11 protein-coding genes and 1 tRNA gene are annotated in these 15,061 nt (G+C 71.0%); 8 read left to right on the forward strand and 4 right to left on the reverse strand.

Going from position 1 to position 15,061, the window contains the following annotated elements; translation table 11 throughout:
- Nucleotides 1-527 precede the first annotated feature (527 nt).
- From WMF12_RS21830 to WMF12_RS21840, 3 genes are all read left to right on the forward strand, one after another.
- Nucleotides 528-1,688 (forward strand): acyl-CoA dehydrogenase family protein, encoded by a 1,161-nt coding sequence (locus WMF12_RS21830; protein ID WP_437873442.1) that lies wholly within the window; start codon nucleotides 528-530, stop codon nucleotides 1,686-1,688.
- Between the two features lie 54 nt (nucleotides 1,689-1,742).
- Complete coding sequence (locus WMF12_RS21835; RefSeq protein WP_437873443.1) at nucleotides 1,743-2,975, forward strand: hypothetical protein; 1,233 nt, start codon at nucleotides 1,743-1,745, stop codon at nucleotides 2,973-2,975.
- Between the two features lie 246 nt (nucleotides 2,976-3,221).
- Nucleotides 3,222-3,482 carry a hypothetical protein gene (locus WMF12_RS21840; protein ID WP_437873444.1) on the forward strand — a complete coding sequence of 87 codons (261 nt, stop codon included), beginning with the start codon at nucleotides 3,222-3,224 and terminating at the stop codon, nucleotides 3,480-3,482.
- Here the strand turns inward: WMF12_RS21840 and WMF12_RS21845 are convergent.
- Nucleotides 3,454-3,528, reverse strand: a tRNA-Glu gene (locus WMF12_RS21845). The two genes, WMF12_RS21840 and WMF12_RS21845, sit on opposite strands and share 29 nt — an antisense overlap.
- Nucleotides 3,529-3,957: 429 nt before the next feature.
- Here WMF12_RS21845 and WMF12_RS21850 point away from each other — a divergent pair.
- The 3 genes from WMF12_RS21850 (at nucleotide 3,958) to WMF12_RS21860 (ending at nucleotide 9,161) form a co-directional block, all read left to right on the forward strand.
- Nucleotides 3,958-6,159 (forward strand): TonB-dependent receptor plug domain-containing protein, encoded by a 2,202-nt coding sequence (locus WMF12_RS21850; protein ID WP_437873445.1) that lies wholly within the window; start codon nucleotides 3,958-3,960, stop codon nucleotides 6,157-6,159.
- Nucleotides 6,156-7,220: an HmuY family protein gene (locus WMF12_RS21855; protein ID WP_437873446.1), complete on the forward strand. Its 1,065-nt coding sequence runs from the start codon at nucleotides 6,156-6,158 to the stop codon at nucleotides 7,218-7,220. Before WMF12_RS21850 ends, WMF12_RS21855 begins: the two co-directional genes overlap by 4 nt.
- Before the next feature lie 126 nt (nucleotides 7,221-7,346).
- Nucleotides 7,347-9,161, forward strand: a complete 1,815-nt coding sequence (locus WMF12_RS21860; RefSeq protein WP_437873447.1) for a hypothetical protein — start codon at nucleotides 7,347-7,349, stop codon at nucleotides 9,159-9,161.
- Between the two features lie 23 nt (nucleotides 9,162-9,184).
- Here the strand turns inward: WMF12_RS21860 and WMF12_RS21865 are convergent, their stop codons facing one another.
- The 3 genes from WMF12_RS21865 to WMF12_RS21875 all read right to left on the reverse strand — a co-directional run bounded on the left by WMF12_RS21865 (nucleotide 9,185) and on the right by WMF12_RS21875 (nucleotide 12,461).
- The gene (locus tag WMF12_RS21865; protein WP_437873448.1) at nucleotides 9,185-10,009 is read right to left on the reverse strand and encodes a CBS domain-containing protein; all 825 of its coding nucleotides are present in this window, start codon (nucleotides 10,007-10,009) and stop codon (nucleotides 9,185-9,187) included.
- 475 nt (nucleotides 10,010-10,484) lie between these two features.
- The gene (locus WMF12_RS21870) at nucleotides 10,485-10,928 is read right to left on the reverse strand and encodes a hypothetical protein (RefSeq protein WP_437873449.1); all 444 of its coding nucleotides are present in this window, start codon (nucleotides 10,926-10,928) and stop codon (nucleotides 10,485-10,487) included.
- A 579-nt stretch (nucleotides 10,929-11,507) separates the two neighbouring features.
- On the reverse strand, nucleotides 11,508-12,461 hold the full coding sequence (locus WMF12_RS21875) for an alpha/beta hydrolase (protein ID WP_437873450.1): 954 nt from the start codon (nucleotides 12,459-12,461) through the stop codon (nucleotides 11,508-11,510).
- A gap of 173 nt (nucleotides 12,462-12,634) precedes the next feature.
- Here WMF12_RS21875 and WMF12_RS21880 point away from each other — a divergent pair, with 173 nt between their 5' ends.
- Nucleotides 12,635-14,041, forward strand: coding sequence for an FAD-binding oxidoreductase (locus WMF12_RS21880; protein ID WP_437873451.1), 1,407 nt, complete (start codon nucleotides 12,635-12,637; stop codon nucleotides 14,039-14,041).
- 130 nt (nucleotides 14,042-14,171) lie between these two features.
- Nucleotides 14,172-15,044, forward strand: coding sequence for an alpha/beta fold hydrolase (locus WMF12_RS21885; protein ID WP_437873452.1), 873 nt, complete (start codon nucleotides 14,172-14,174; stop codon nucleotides 15,042-15,044).
- The last annotated feature ends 17 nt before the right edge of the window (nucleotides 15,045-15,061 follow it).

A 15,061-nucleotide genomic window follows, 5' to 3' on the forward strand; every position in this document is an offset into this window, starting at 1 on the left:
ACGAACCAGATCCGCAGACACGTCGCATAATAGCGACATCTCATAAACGAGGGCCTGCTGCCGCGTCAATCCCCTGGCACAAAAACGTACGCATGCGCGCTCGCGCCACAGCTGCGGCAAAAATATACGTTCCAGCAAGCTTCGGCGCCGACGCCGGATGGTGGCCTTCTTTGCCTCGCAAGATCGCGGAATCATTGGGTATAAAGTAAAAAAAACGAGGCCGCCACCAGGGGACGGCGCCCGACGATCCTGCTCGCGCCCGTTGCGGTCCGGACCAGCCGCGCGCGGATGTCACGGAGGCTCTCTATCGATGTGCGTGCTCTTTGATAGGACGGGCTGGCTTCCACCACAGCCGCGATATGGACGATGACGGCTGGAACATGCCGTCTTCCGCTCCGCCCGGCGGGGCGATCGCCGTGGCGCTCATCCTGCGGCGTGCGCCGGCGATCGTGGCGCCGGAAACGGTGGGTTGACGGCCGCGGTAGTTTATGATCAGCATGGCCGCGCGTCACGGTCGAGGAGGGCGTATGTCGAGTCCCGTTGTCGAGAAGGTAAAGCAGTTCGTGAGGGAGCATGTCATGGGCAACGAGACGCTCTTCGACTCGCTGCCCAATCCTCCGTTGCGTGCCTATACCGAGTTCCAGGACCTCGGGCTCGCGAACTGGTGGATACCGAGCGCCTACCGCGGCCGTGGCATCTCCCTCGAGCAGAGCGTCGACATCGTCGAGGAGCTGGCCTACGGCGACGCTGGCCTGGCCTTCACCCTCTTCATCGCGGTCATCGGCTCGACCGCCGTTTCGCTCTTTGGCACCCCGGAGCAGAAGGAGCGCTACCTGCGCCCGATGGCCGAGGGCGGCGTCACCTCGGCCACGCTCGGCAGCGAGCGCGCCGCGGGCAGCGATCTGCTCAGCATCGCGACGACCGCGAGGCGCACCGGCAACGGCTACATCATCAATGGACAGAAGTTCATCTCCACCAATGCGGGCTTCGCCAGCTACTGGATGGTCATCGCCAAGGCCCCCGACGACGCGGCCGGTTTCAAGGCGTTGCTCTTGCCGAGCCCCAAGTCGTTGCCCGGTGTGAAGATCGAGCGCCGCTGGCCGGCGATCGGGGTGCGCGCCTCCGCGAGCTACCAGGTGACCTTCCAGGACTGCCGCGTCCCGCTCGATGCGGCGCTCGAGCCCAATGGGGTACGGGTGCTCGAGGTCGGGCTCAACCCCAGCCGAACGCTGATCGCGGCGTCGGCGATCGGCATTGCCCGGCGGATTCGAGATCTGTGCCTGGACTACGCGCGCGACAAGGCGCTGAAGGACGGGCCGCTCCTCCACAACGCTGTCTTTGCGGCGAAGATCGGCCAGATGGAGATGGAGATAGACCTCATGCGCAGCGCGTGCAAGGCCGCTGCGCATCAGTACGACAGGCTAGCCTCGGATCCGGACGCGCTGTTCTCGGCGGGGTCGCTGAAATCGACGCTCGTGGCCAAAATGAGCTGCGGGCAGATAGGTTGGAAGCTCGCCGGCGTCGGCTCGGAGATGTTCGGAGGGCTCGGCTATACCGAGGACATGCTCATTGGCAAGCTCGTGAGGGACATGCGCTACGTCTCCATCGTCGAAGGGGGCGATGACGTCCTGCGCGATCTCATCTACCACCGGCATGTGCTGCCGGCGATAAGACCGACCGGCGAGTGACCGGGGCGAGCCGCCTGCGCGGCTCCGCCTCATTGAAAGCTGAACGAGGGCGCCATGCCGGAAGAAACAGTTATGGCCGACGAACATCGCCCCATCGAGCGGGGGTTGGAAGCCGCCTCCCGAACCTATCTCTTCTATGATGCGCGCGACATCGCGCTCTACGTCTTCTCGCTGGCGATTGTCTGGGGCGGCGCCTGGCTCGCGTTCGCGAGCGCCTGGTCCCAGGCGCTCTTCACGATCGCGCTGCTTTACTTGACCGTCGTGTTCATCCTGAAGCGAGGCGCGCGACCCGACTGGTCGACGTTGCCTGTCATCGCGCACGGGCTGTTGGCGTATCCTGGAAGGGTGATTCGAACCCTGCGAACGTGGAAGCCAGTGCGTCCGGTCTGTGTGTTCGGTGTCGCGATGGTCGCGGAGCTCTGCGCGAAGCGATATCTCACCAGCGACTCGCTGCTGCTTCGTCCGTTTCCATACTTGAACGTCTTCTTCGTCACGTTCATGGGGATCACGACGTTTCGCACCGCGATCCTTATCGCGCATCTCCAGCGCGCCGCGCATGTTCGCGACGTCCTGGAGAGCTCACCGTGGAAACACCAGATGCGCGGCCTCGGCGTGACCAATCATATCCTGCAGGCCTACGTGACGGGGTTGATCAGCCATGTCTGTTACCTGATCCCGGCCCTCATCTTCTGGAGGCTGACCGCCCCGACCTACGCCCGTGAGGCCGTCTTGCTCCTGGACGCCGTGCTCGTCCTCGGCTTCAGGATAGTCCGTCAAGGCTTCCCGACAGCGTTGCAGCAAACTCTCGTTCGCGTCGAGGTGATCGACGCGCTGACGAGCGCGCACACGGCGGATCACAAGTCCAGGTTCAACTTCGCGGTGCTCCATGGTCACCACCACGACGCGATCCCGTCTGCGCTCATGGCCGCTGGCGAATCGGGGTTCGTCGAGTCCATCGATCGCGGCATTTCCTACCTGACGTTTCTCGGCAGCGCGATCTGGACGTTGTGCATCAACGCGCTCATGACCGCCGCCAACATGGTGGGCCACCAGTACATCCCCGGCGTTTACCCGTATTCGAAGTACACCGTGCAAACGAAGCTGCACCACGTCGTTCACCACTACGGCAGCCTGCGTCCTCTCGGCCTCGGGGGGCTCCCGTCGTACGTCGCAGACGTGCGAGATGGCTACGATCCGACCAACGGAAAGGTGAGATGGTTCTTGGAGGTCGCCGCGAAACACGGCGAGGCCGATCCTGCGACAGCGGAGGAGTTCGTGAGAATCTAGTGTCCTGGGTCATCACTCCGCTGACATACGCTGGCCCTGACAGATCCCCTCAGTTTGTACGGTGGTTTCTTCGGCTTGCGTGATGCGGGCTCGCCGCCGGTGCCGCTCGCCCACTCGGGTCGGGTCATGAGGTGTCGTGGGGCAGCGCGGCGGTGGCCGCGGGCCGCCGGGCAACGTGCGATGGCGCCGCCGCAGACAGGGCACGGGGCGCATCGATGCCAGCGATCGCGAGCATCGCGTCGATCCATGTCATCACCACGCGAGCGCGTGCGCTACTTCCTGACCGACTTCGGTCGGTGCACGAAGCGCGGCGGGCCGATGCGCGCCGACGACGCGAAGGTGAGCTACGACAACGGGGTGTACGCTTGCGCCTGGCGCTGCGACGGCGGCCCCGCCAGCTGCGCCACCGGCCTCCGCCGGCCGGTGGCGACCGTCGACGAGGCCGTGATCAATTGCATCAAACGCGAAGTACAGGCAGCGTCCCCAGCGGGATTCGAACCCGCGTAGCAGCCTTGAAAGGGCTGAGTCCTGGGCCGGGCTAGACGATGGGGACCGGCGATTCGGCGCGGGACCCTACCGTCCGTCGGCGAGCAATGCAAGCCCAACTCGCGTCGCCCGTTGGGGTTTCCGCCGTCGGGCCCGCTCCCGCCCCGCGACCCCCGCAGCCGCGGCGCGCGCCAACCGCGCGGCCTGTCGTGGAGCACCGCAGGCCCCCCGCCGAGGCGTTGGTCGCTCGGCATCGCCGCTCGCCGCTCGCCCGCCACGAGCCTCCGTCCCGACGCGAGCTCCTCCCCTGCTCCCGCTGCACGCCATCCACCCCGCCCACGGCGCCCGCACGCCCCCCGAACCGCTGGACGACCGCCCTGAATCGGGCGACCATCCCCCACCTCACCCGACCCACCGAACGCCGCACAGGCCGAGCTCTCCCCATGCTGCCGTCCCCGCGCCTCGAGCCTGCCGTTCCGATGTCCCAGGGAGGACCGTGCCCCGGCGTCGGCGCCTGACGCGCGCCGCGCTGCTCGCCTTCTGCCCGCTCCCGGCGCTCGTCCCAGCCGCGTTCTCGCGCCCTGCGCTCGCGCAGCTCCCTTCCGAGCAGCCCTCGGCCGCGCCCCCTTCCTCTTCGCCTCTTCCCGCTCCTCCGCCTCCCTCTCCCGCTCCTCCGCCTTCCCCTTCGCCGCCTCCCCCCTCGCCCGCCGCGCCGCCTTCCCCCTCGCCCGCCGCGCCGCCTCCCCTCGAGGTCGTCGTCACCGGCACCCGCACCCCCGAGAGCAGCCAGCGCGCCACGGTGCGCACGCGCGTCGTCACCCGCGATGAGGCCGAGCGCCGCGGCGCCACCAACGTCGGTGAGGCGCTCGACGGCGAGCTCGGCGTCCAGGTCAACCCGAGCGCCTACGGCGCGCTCGGCAACCCGAGCGCCATCCAGATCCAGGGCTTCGACCTCGACCGCGTCCTCGTCCTCGAGGACGGCGAGCGCGTCATCGGCGACGCCGGCGGCGCCATCGACCTCTCGTCCCTCCCGCTCGGCGACGTCTCCCGCATCGAGCTCGTCACCGGGCCGACCAGCTCGCTCTACGGCACGAGCGCCATCGGCGGCGTCGTCAACGTGCTCTCCGCGCCCCCCGAGCACCCGGGCTTCAGCGGCCGCGCCCGCCTCGAAGGCCGGAGCCGCGCCGGGCTCGTCCTCCATGGCTCGGGCGCCTACCGCGGCGAGCGCGCCTGGGTCAGCGCCGACGCCTCGTTCCAGCGGGAGGACAGCCTCTCCCTCGTCGAGCCCGCCGAAAACCTCGCCCATCCCGAGGCTGGCGCCGACGCCCCTACCGCCCTGCCCGAGCGCTCCCAGACCCTCCTCGGCCTGCGCGCCGGCGCCGCGCTCGGCAGGGGCATCGACCTGCGGCTCCGCGCGCGCTGGATCCACGACGAGCAGGACGGCATCGAGCAGAAGGAGCGGCCCGTCCTGGGGGTCTACCTCTACGACCTCCCCGAGGTGACCGACCGCATCACCCTGCACCTCGCCGAGACGCTCGACCTCGGCGGCGGCTCCAGCCTGCGCCTCGCCGCAGGCCAACAATGGGCCTTCCGGTCGAGCGGCCGCGACCAGCGCGGCTCGCCCTACGAGGAGCTGCGCGAGCGCTCGGGCACCCTCCAGAGCTACGAGGCGATCGCCACCGTCGCCGACGGGAAGCGCACCTGGGTCGCCGGAGCGCGCGCCGAGGTGGAGACGCTCGACCAGGTGCTCGAGATCACCGACGTGACCACCTCCGGCACCGAGGAGATCCCGCCGAACGACGAGGTGCCCAGCACCCGGCTCGGCAGCGCCGCGCTCTACGGCCAGCTCGCGTGGAAGCTCACCGACGAGCTCACCCTCATGCCCGGCGTTCGCGGCGAGCTCCGCGTCCGCTACGGCGGCGTCGTCGCTCCGCGCCTCGCCCTCGCCTACCGGCCCGCGCCGTCGCTCACGCTGCGCGTCTCCGGCGGGCGGGGATTCCGCGCCCCCAGCGCGAAGGAGCTCGGCTTCTCGTTCGACCACTCGAGCCTAGGCTACATCCTCGAGGGCAACCCGGAGCTCGCCCCCGAGACGTCCTGGGGCGTGAACGGCGATGTCACGTGGATCCCCCGAGAGGGCATCACGGCGCGGGCCGGCGCCTTCTCGAACTGGGTCGACAACCTGATCGACGTCGACCCGAAGCCCGTCAGCTCCTCCGACGGCGTCGATACGTACACCTACACGAACATCGCCGAGGCGCGCACCGCTGGCCTCGATCTCTCGGCCACGCTCCAGGCCGCACCGTGGCTCCGCATCGAGGCCGGCTACGCCTACCTCTGGACACGCGACGACACGGCCGATCCCGGACAGCCGCTCTCCGGCAAACCGCCGCACACGGCGCAGGCGGCGCTCCGCGCCGATCTGCCGCTCCGGATCGAGCTCGTCACCCGTCTCCGGACCGTCAGCAGCGCGTTCGTCGAGAGAGACCCGCGCGCCGAGGAAGACGTGTACGCCCCCGGGTTCACGACGCTCGACGCGCGGCTCGCGCGGCCGCTCTGGCCTTCATCGCAAGCGTATCTCGGCGTCAGGAACCTGCTTGGCGCGCAAAAGGACCCCGATCGCCGCGGCGATCATCGGCCCCTCGAGGGGTGCACGTTTTACGTCGGCGTCCGCGCCGATCTACCGTGGGAGGACTCATGACAAGAGGATCGGTTGCGGCAGCGCTTCTCCTGCTCACCCCGGCCTGCGGTGACGACCCCGGGACCACGGACGACGGCGCGCTCCTCGAGGTCGACGTGCCGGCCACCGGCCGCGTCTTCCTCCGCCTCGCCACGCCGGAGATCGCGCTCGTGGAAGGCGACGGCGCGGCGTCCACCGACTGGGATCTCGCGCTCTCGGGCTACGACGTCTTCACCAACAGCGGCCTCAGCGGTCCCGGCGAAGGCGGGGCGCTGCCGATCGGCCTCGAGGACTACAGAGCGGGTGAGCTGCCGAGCACCCCCTTCCTGCTCACGGACGACTCCGGCGGCGCCTTCTCGCGCTGGTACGCCTACGACGGCGAGGAGCACGTCGCCTTCAGCCGCTACCACGTCCACGCGATCGAGCACGAGGGCAGGTACTGGAAGCTCCAGATCTTCTCCTTTTACGGGGAGGTGGACGGGGCGCCGGTCACCGCGCTCTATCAGCTCCGCTACGCCGAGGTGCTCCCCGACGGCTCCGGCCCGACCGTCGACATCCAGGATCTCGACGCGACCGCGGGCGGCATCGACGCGGTCGAGACCGAGCCGAGCGCTTGCCTCGACCTCGCGGGCAACCGGCAGCTGATGCTCACGCCCGAAGAGGCGCGCGCGTCGACGGATTGGAACCTCTGCTTCCGAAGGACGCTCGTCAGCGTCAACGGCGAGCTCGGCGGCCCCGGGACCACGCGCGCCGCCGACCTCCAGGCAGATGCGTCGGACTCCGAGGAGCTCGCCGAGGTCAAGGCGCGCACCGCCGCGTCGGAGCAGGCGCGGTTCGACGCGGCCGACCACGCGGCCCTCTCCGATCCCGCCCTCCCGTACCGCGGCGACCACATCGCGACCGCCTTCACGGGGCGGTGGCTCGAGCCCGGCGCGACGCCCCCCGCGCCGGCCAACGACGCCGCGTGGCTCGTCCAGGGCGCGGACGGCGTATCGCGCTTCGTGATCGTCATCGAGCGCTTCGAGGGCGCGACGGAAGCATCTCCAGGTCGGGTGAGAATGCGCGTCAAGCAAGTGGAATGAGCGCCGCTCACGCCATCGCACACCCCGCCGAGGTCACGAGCGTGCGCAGCGCGTGACACCGCGCGAGGGCCCGCGCATACTGCGCGCGCGGTGAGGGAGGGCCCTTACCGACGCAGGAGCATGCTTATGTCAACGTCGCTTGCACCGGCATCGAGCGCCATCGATCCGTCTCCCGTGGACGGGAAGCCGGGCGGCGAGCGCCGGGCAACGCAGGTTCGCGGAGGCGCTCTCCTCGCCGCGGGGGCGCTCGCGGCCCTCGTCGCGGGCGCCTGCGGCGGCAAGGTGGTCGTCGACGGGTTCGAGCCGCCGCCCGACAGCTCCGGCGGCTCCGGCGGCTCCTGGAGCTCCGGAGACACCACGAGCTCCGTGCCGCAAGGCTCCTCCGGGGCCGGTCAAAGCGGGAGCATCGGCGAGGGGGGGGCGCCACCGATTCCGCCCCTCGTCAAGGAAGAGCACGACAACGTCGGCATCGACGGGGCCATCCCGGTGACCGTCCAGCCGGGCACCCTGGGCTTCACGGCCGTCGCCGAGATCATGGCGTCATCGCCGAGCTTCGATCCGATCGGGATCGAGAGCATCCTCGGCCCCGACGGCAGGCTGCTGGCGGCCGACTACACCATCCCAGGCACGATGGCCGCCTTCTTCAACCAGGGCATCGGCGCGGCGGCCGTCCCCCAGACTGGCGCGGACGCATCCGCGCCGCTCGCGCCGGGCGTCTACTGGATCAAGCTCGGCAACGGCGGAGTCGGCCCCCTGGCAGAGCCGGTGCGCCTCTCGGTGTGGCACCGCCAGACGCTCGACGGGCGCTTTCACGGCGGGAAGATCGACATCAATGCCTTCATCGCCGGCGACGCGGTCTCCGAGCAGTACATGCGGCGCGCGCTGCTCTCTGCGTACGAGGGGTACGTGGGCCTCGGCGTGGGCAGCATCAATGTCCACCACATCGGCTCGGAGTGGGAGTTCGTCGACGAAGAGGTCCTCCCCGGCGTGCTCGAGCAGACGGCCGGCGCCCCCGGCCGTCCGGCCCTCAACGTGATCGCGGTGACGGCGTTCGAGGGGCGCATTGAGGATGCGTCCGGCGTGACGCCCGCCGTGCCCTCGGTCGCGGTCGAGCACGGCACCCACCTGAGCGGCATCGTGGTCACGCTCTACGAGGAGCCTTCGGTGGACACCGTCATCCTGCGCCATGAGCTCGGCCACCTGGCCGGGCTGTTCCACACCACCGAGTTCGACGCTGACTTCGGCGACCCGCTGGACGACACCTCGCAGTGCGGCGACGTGAACTCGCTGATGGAGCGCTGCCCGGATTTCGGGAATCTCATGTTCCCGACGGGGGGCGACTTCTCGGGCACGATGACGCCGCAACAGACGGCGATCGTGCGGGCGAGCGCGCTCTACCGCGGGATCGTCGAGCAAGGCGGCGGGGCGGCCGTCCCGCTCCCGGCCGACGCGGACACGCCGGCGAGCGGCGCGCCCATCGCGCCGCCGGCTCCGGGCGAGGGGGCTCGCTCGTTTGCTCCGGACCGCCTCGCCTCCACCGCCGCGCTTCCGCCGCACGCCGCGGCGCTGCTCGCGGGGCACTTCTGCGGCCAGAGCGCTGCCCGAGGCGCGGATTTCTACGAGCTGCTCCGCGCGGCCGGCGGCGCCGACGTCGATCGGCTGCTCGCGGTCGGCCGCGATCCCGGCGCGCCGGCGTACGTGAGGGCGCGCGCCCTCACCGCGGCGGGCCGCGCCGCCACGCGTTCCTCCGCCTCGGCGCGCGTGATCACGGAGCTCCAGGCCCTCGCCGCGGACCCGCGCCTCCCGCGCCGCGCGCGGCTCGGCGCTGTCGAGGGGGTCGCGTCCGCCTCGCCCGCCGCCGCCCGCGCGCTCGCCGCGCGCCTGACCGCCGACGCCGACGGGGTCGTCGAGCGGATGGCGGCCCGCGCCGCCGCGCGGTGAAGCCGCGTTCGCCGCGGCCGGCGTTATCCCGCCCTGGACCTCGCGGCCATGGAGATCACGCCCGTGCCTGCGACGGCGCGCGCGAAGTCCAGCCCCGTCAGCACGCCGCGGAGCCGCCGCCCGTGCACCACGAGCACGCGCCGCGCCTGCGCTGCGTGCGCGGCGGCCGCGGCGCGGTGGAGCGGCGTCCGGACGTCGAGGCAGACCATGGCCGGGCTCATCACGTCCTCGACCGGTGAATCGGACAGCACGCCGTGCGCGAGCAGCGCCTCGGTCTGGGTGAACATTCCCACCGGCCACCCGCCGGGATCCACCACCACGAGCCCGCTCACCTGCGCCGTCGTCAGCCGGTCGGCGGCGAGCGCGAGCGGCGCGTCGAGCGGGATCGTGTACGCGGGCGCCGACATGAGCCCGGCGATCGGCGTCGGGTCCCGCGCCTCGACCAGGGAGAGCAGGAGATCCTTGGTGCTGAACACGCCGGTCAAGGCTTCGTCCTCGCGGACGAACACGCGATGGATACGATGCTTCAGCAGCACGCTCGCCGCCTGCACGACCAGCGTCGCGCGCCCGACGGTGATGATGCCCGGGCGCAGCACGGCCCGCGCAGGGACATCGGGCAAGGTGAGCAGCATTCCTCGGCTGTTCGTCTTCGTCTCGAACCTGCCGAGCCGGAGCAGGTCGGTGCGCGACAGCACGCCGATCGCGCGCGACGCCGCGTCCAGGATCGGAACGCAGGAGATCGCGCGCTCGCCCAGCGTGCGGTGCACCTCTGGCAGCGGCGTCATGTCGGACGCCGCGATGACTTCACAGGTCATGTAACGCGAGACGGGTGTCGCAAAAGACATCATGGCGAGCATTCCTCGAGGACGCCGGCGCATCGGCGCGCTCCGGAGGGAGCAAGAAGCGATCCGCCATGGGACGAGGGCTGCCGGGCCTGGCACAAGCGCAGGCACCGCGCCTCGACGCGCGATCTGCGCCGAGGTGTGTAACGGGCTGGGCAGCGGCTGAGCCGCCAGACCCAGGTGCGCCTGCCAGGCGGCGATGTCCTAAAATGCGACAGGTGGGGGGCCCCGGAACGTGGCCGTCAGCTGCACGGCCGTCGCCGATCCGGAGCCCCCCGGGCGCCTGGCCTCCAGGAGCTTCGCGCTTGCCGCGAGCTCCGGAGGCCAGGGTCCCGGTGACTCTCCCCGGGCGACCCGTCAGACGACCCGCGGCTCGGGCGCCGGGCGCGCAGGGGGTCCCTCGTGTTCCGAGGGCCTGTCGCGCGCCGGTCCAGGGCCCGCGCTCGCCGTCGTCGCCGCGGATGGACTCCGGGCCAGTGGGCTAGAACCTGCCGCAGCCGCCGCCCCAGCCGGAGCCGCCGCACGGCGGCTTCCAGCCGCCCCAAGGGTTCCCGCCGCAAGGCCTGAAGTTCCCGACGTTGTTCCAGCCGGGAGAGCCGAAGTTGCCCCAGTTGTTCCAGCCCTGGTTGCCCCAGGGGCTCCAGCCGCCTGTGAAGCCCCCGTTGCCGCAGCTCGGGACGCCGAAGTTCGCGCCGCCCCAGTTCAAGCCGCCCCAGCCCGGGCTCGCGAAGCCCCCGGGGACCCCGCCGCAGCTCCGCCAGCCGGCGTTGCCGCACAGCGCCTGGGAGGCCTCCTCCACCATCACGGCCTCGTCCGCATCGCTCTCGTCGACGTCCGCCTCGCCCGCGCCCACCGCGCACCCGGTGGTCAGCGCCGCCATTGCCATCGCGACGCACATCAACCTGGTATTCAACAGCTCAACCATTTCTCCTCCTTGCCCGGCCCGCGACGTCTGCAAGACCGTCGCGCCAGTCGGGTTGCGGAGAGAGCAGCGCTCATGCCCGAGAGCTGGTGTGCAGAGCCTGCCGCCCGAGGGCGCGCGCTGCGGGCGCGAGGCAGCGACAAACCGACATTCCTAAACAGCGCACGACCCCGCGGTGATCCTGCGCGTCCCTCGGCGCCGGATCACTGCGCAGAGAAGGCGCTTCCAGGCGCGCTCGGCGCCCGCCGGGAGCGCCTCGCGCAACGCGGCGGCTCCGGCAATAACCCGCCTTTCGCGCGCTGCGGATTTCTCGGCGCAGCGCGCGTCGACGAGGCGTCTCCGACGATGTCGAGCCTCCGCGCCGACAACGTGAGACAAGGAGCGATAACACCGCAGATGCATTCGCCGTCCTCAGGCGATCAGCGCCGCCCCGCTCGGCGCGCTCAGCCCATTTCCTCTGCGCTCGTGTACGCAAGGGTGCCCAAAAAGGACGCTCCGGGCATCCCGCGTTGCGAGCGTCAGGGGTCCTGTCGAGTCGGCCCCATCCTCCGCCGGGCGAGCGCGGCGGCGGCGCGGGGCCGCTCAGGGCGCGGCGATCCAGGTCTCCCAGGCTCGAGAGAAGTCGTCGGCGTGGATCTCGTGGCCGCGCCCCGGGTGCACCACGAGCTCGTGCTCCCAGCCGTGCTGGGTCAGCACGTCGGCGAGGTTCTCGGCGCTCGCGATGGTGGAGGCGAGCTCGAGCTCGCCGACGGCGATGAAGATCGGCGGCCTCTCCTCGGAGAACAGGTGCTCCTCGATGAGCATGCGCCCCGCGCCGACGAGCGCTGCGCCGTCGACGGCGACGAGGCCTTCGAGCGCCACGTAGCTCGCGAAATAACCGCCGTTGGAGAAGCCCATGACATAACGCCCGCCGAACGTCCCGCCGAGGATCCGCTCCATCAACGCCTCTGCGCGCATCCACTCTTCGAGCAGGGCGGGCGCCGCGGCGTCGACGGTCTCGCGGCGCGTCGGCCAGCAGGAGTAGGTCTCCACGGACGGATCCCAGGTGCAGAGTCCTGGTCTCCCGCGCGGGCACACGGCGACGGCGCCGAGCGCCTCGGCGGCCTCCGCGGCGGTGGCCTGGAGGTCCACGGGCAGCGAGTCGGGCGCCATGGCCCCGTGCAGCACATAAAGGATCGGCGCGCCGCGGAGCGCGGTCTCCGGCACATGGAAGCAGGTGTGGTCGTCCAGGCCGATCCACCCTGCCGAGCACCAGTCCGTCTCGACCGGCTCCCAGCTCAGCGCGCCGCTCGCGCCGCCGCCGCCGCCCTGCCCGCCCGCGTTCCCTTGCTCGCTCGCGCCCGACGCGCCGCTGCTCGCCGCGAGCGGATCCGGGGCGGCGCCGCCCCCGCCGCCCTCGGCCGCGCCGCCCCCGCCGCCCTCGGCGGCGCCCGCGGCGCTGGGTCCACGCGGCGCCTCGCTGGCAGCGCGCTCGCACGCGGCCAGCGCCAGCACCGCCATGCTCGCCACGATTGCCGCGCGGTCCGCCCTGTCCATGCGCGCTCCTCGATCAAGATGCCCTGTCGGTCGTGGCGCCGCAACGCTCGCGCGGCGCTGCGCCGCGAGGACTCCCGCCGGCGAAGCGACCCGCTCGGCGCGCCGGCCTCGGGGTGGGGTGCGAAGACCGCCTGCCCTTGCCCTCGCCACCGCTCCGCAGTACCGAGCCGAACATGACCCCACTTACCGGCCTCCCCGGCCCCTTCCTCGAGGCCATCCAGCGCGAGTTCCCCGCGGATTTCCTCTCGACGGACGCCGCCGATCTCGCGACGTTCGGCCGCGACTGGACCAAGGTCCACGAGCCCAGGCCCTCGGCGCTCGCGCTGCCGCGGTCGACCGACGAGGTCTCGCGGCTGCTCCGCCTCTGCTCCGAGCACCGCGTCCCGATCGTGCCCTCCGGCGGCCGCACGGGGCTCGCCGCCGGCGCCGTGGCGGCCAGGGGCGAGCTCGTCGTGTCGCTGGATCGGATGCGCAAGATGGGCCCGGTCGACGTCCTCGGCGCGACCGTGCGGGTCGAGGCGGGCGCGGTCACCGAGGCGGTGCACCAGCACGTCGCGCCGCACGGCCTCACCTGGCCTGTCGACTTCGCCTCGAAGGGGTCGAGCCAGGTCGGCGGCAACATCGCGACGAACGCCGGCGGCGTGAAGGTCATCCGCTATGGCCTGACGCGCCAGTGGGTCCTCGGGCTCACCGTCGTCACCGCGAGCGGCGCCGTGCTCGAGCTGAACGGCGCGCTCGAGAAGAACAACACGGGGATCGACCTGCGCCAGCTGTTCATCGGCAGCGAGGGCACGCTCGGCATCATCACCGAGGCGACGCTCAAGCTCACGCGGGTGCCCGAGGCGCTCAACGTGTTCCTGTTCGCGGTGCCCGACCTCGCCGGCGTGCTCGCGCTGTTCCGCGAGGCCCGGACGGGGCCGTTCGTGGTGATGGCCTACGAGTTCTTCACCGAGAAGTGCCAGGCGCGCCTGCGCCGCCACCGGAACGTGCGTGTGCCGCTCTCCGCGCCGTCGGACTACTACGTGCTCATCGAGGTCGAGCGCGGCGAGCCCGAGGCGCTCGAGGCGTGGATCACCTCGCTGTTCGAGCGCGGGCTGGTCACCGACGGCACGCTCGCGCAGCACGGCGCGCAGGCCGCCGAGCTCTGGGCGCTCCGCGAAGGGATCAGCGAGAGCCTGTCGGCGACCGGGCTGCCGCACAAGAACGACGTGTCCCTCCCCATCCAGGAGCTCGAGGGCTTCTGCTCCGAGCTCGAGAGCCTCTTCGAGGCCCGCTATCCAGGGTGGGAGATCGCGCTCTTCGGCCACATCGGCGACGGCAACCTCCACATCAACGTGATGAAGCCCGACGACCTCACGCGCGAGGAGTTCCTGAAGCGCACCCACGAGGCGGATCACGCCATCTTCTCGCTCGTGAAGAAGTACCACGGCAGCATCTCCGCCGAGCACGGCATCGGCCTGCTCAAGAAGGATTACCTGCCCTACTCGCGCTCGGCCGAGGAGCTCGCGATCATGCGGTCGATCAAGCGGGTGCTCGATCCGCTGAACCTCATGAACCCAGGCAAGATCATCGACGTTTGAGCGCCTTCCGCGCGCCCCCTCGCTTCGCTCGCCGCGCCCCCGGACCACCATGTAGCAACCAGCGATTCAACCCGTGACCGCGCGGCAGAGCGCCGGCGGCCATTCGACGGAATCAGCGCAAGGAGAGACGATGACCCTCGACGAATCCAAGCTCTCGCACCGGTTCACCGAGCACGGCGGCGTGCGCCTCCACTACGTCGAGGCGGGCGACGGGCCGCTCGTCGTGCTCCTCCACGGCTTTCCCGAGATCTGGTACTCGTGGCGCCACCAGATACCCGCGCTGGTCGAGGCGGGTTACCGCGTGATCGCGCCCGACATGCGCGGCTACAACCTCTCGGACAAGCCCGAGGGCGTCGCCGCGTACGCGATCGCCGAGCTCACCGCGGACGTGGCCGCGCTGATCCAGGCTTCTGGCGCGGAGCGCGCCGCCGCGGTGGTCGGCCACGACTGGGGCGGCGGCGTCGCCTGGGGGTTCGCGGCGCGGTATCCGGCGCTCCTCGAGCGGCTGGTCGTCCTCAACTGCCCGCACCCCGAGCGGCTGTTCGCCGGGTTCCGCACGGCGCGGCAGCTCCGCAAGAGCTGGTACATGTTCTTCTTCCAGCTCCCGAAGCTCCCGGAGCTCGCCGCGCGGAAGGACGATTTTGCGTGGCTCCGCGCGTCGGTGAAGGACGACCCGCGGCGCCCGGGCGCGGTGAGCGACGAGGATCTCGCCCATTACGTCCGGGCGTGGTCGCAGCCCGGCGCGCTCACGGCGATGATCAACTACTACCGGGCCCTCTTCCGCCCGGGCAGCCTTGGCGAGCTCGGCAGGCCGCCCCGCATCGACCTCCCGGTGCAGGTGATCTGGGGCGAGCACGATCGCTATCTCGGCTCCGAGCTCGCCGCGCCAGATCCGGCGCTGGTCCCGAACGCCCGAGTCGCCCGCATCCCCGACGCGAGCCACTTCGTGCATTACGACAGGCCGGAGAAGGTCAATCAGCTCCTCCTCGAGTTCCTGCGCTGACGCCCTCGCTGCAGCGC

Origin of the sequence: Sorangium sp. So ce363, assembly GCF_051520435.1 — a bacterium.
Classification (GTDB): domain Bacteria; phylum Myxococcota_A; class Polyangia; order Polyangiales; family Polyangiaceae; genus Sorangium; species Sorangium cellulosum_B.

What these genes read in the sequence shown, in the direction of transcription:
- WMF12_RS21830 (WP_437873442.1), top strand. Translation starts at nt 528, where the DNA reads ATGTCGAGTCCCGTTGTCGAGAAGGTAAAGCAGTTCGTGAGGGAGCAT.
- WMF12_RS21835 (WP_437873443.1), top strand. Translation starts at nt 1,743, where the DNA reads ATGCCGGAAGAAACAGTTATGGCCGACGAACATCGCCCCATCGAGCGG.
- WMF12_RS21840 (WP_437873444.1), top strand. Translation starts at nt 3,222, where the DNA reads ATGTCATCACCACGCGAGCGCGTGCGCTACTTCCTGACCGACTTCGGT.
- WMF12_RS21855 (WP_437873446.1), top strand. Translation starts at nt 6,156, where the DNA reads ATGACAAGAGGATCGGTTGCGGCAGCGCTTCTCCTGCTCACCCCGGCC.
- WMF12_RS21860 (WP_437873447.1), top strand. Translation starts at nt 7,347, where the DNA reads ATGTCAACGTCGCTTGCACCGGCATCGAGCGCCATCGATCCGTCTCCC.
- WMF12_RS21865 (WP_437873448.1), bottom strand. Translation starts at nt 10,009, where the DNA reads ATGATGTCTTTTGCGACACCCGTCTCGCGTTACATGACCTGTGAAGTC.
- WMF12_RS21870 (WP_437873449.1), bottom strand. Translation starts at nt 10,928, where the DNA reads ATGGTTGAGCTGTTGAATACCAGGTTGATGTGCGTCGCGATGGCAATG.
- WMF12_RS21875 (WP_437873450.1), bottom strand. Translation starts at nt 12,461, where the DNA reads ATGGACAGGGCGGACCGCGCGGCAATCGTGGCGAGCATGGCGGTGCTG.
- WMF12_RS21880 (WP_437873451.1), top strand. Translation starts at nt 12,635, where the DNA reads ATGACCCCACTTACCGGCCTCCCCGGCCCCTTCCTCGAGGCCATCCAG.
- WMF12_RS21885 (WP_437873452.1), top strand. Translation starts at nt 14,172, where the DNA reads ATGACCCTCGACGAATCCAAGCTCTCGCACCGGTTCACCGAGCACGGC.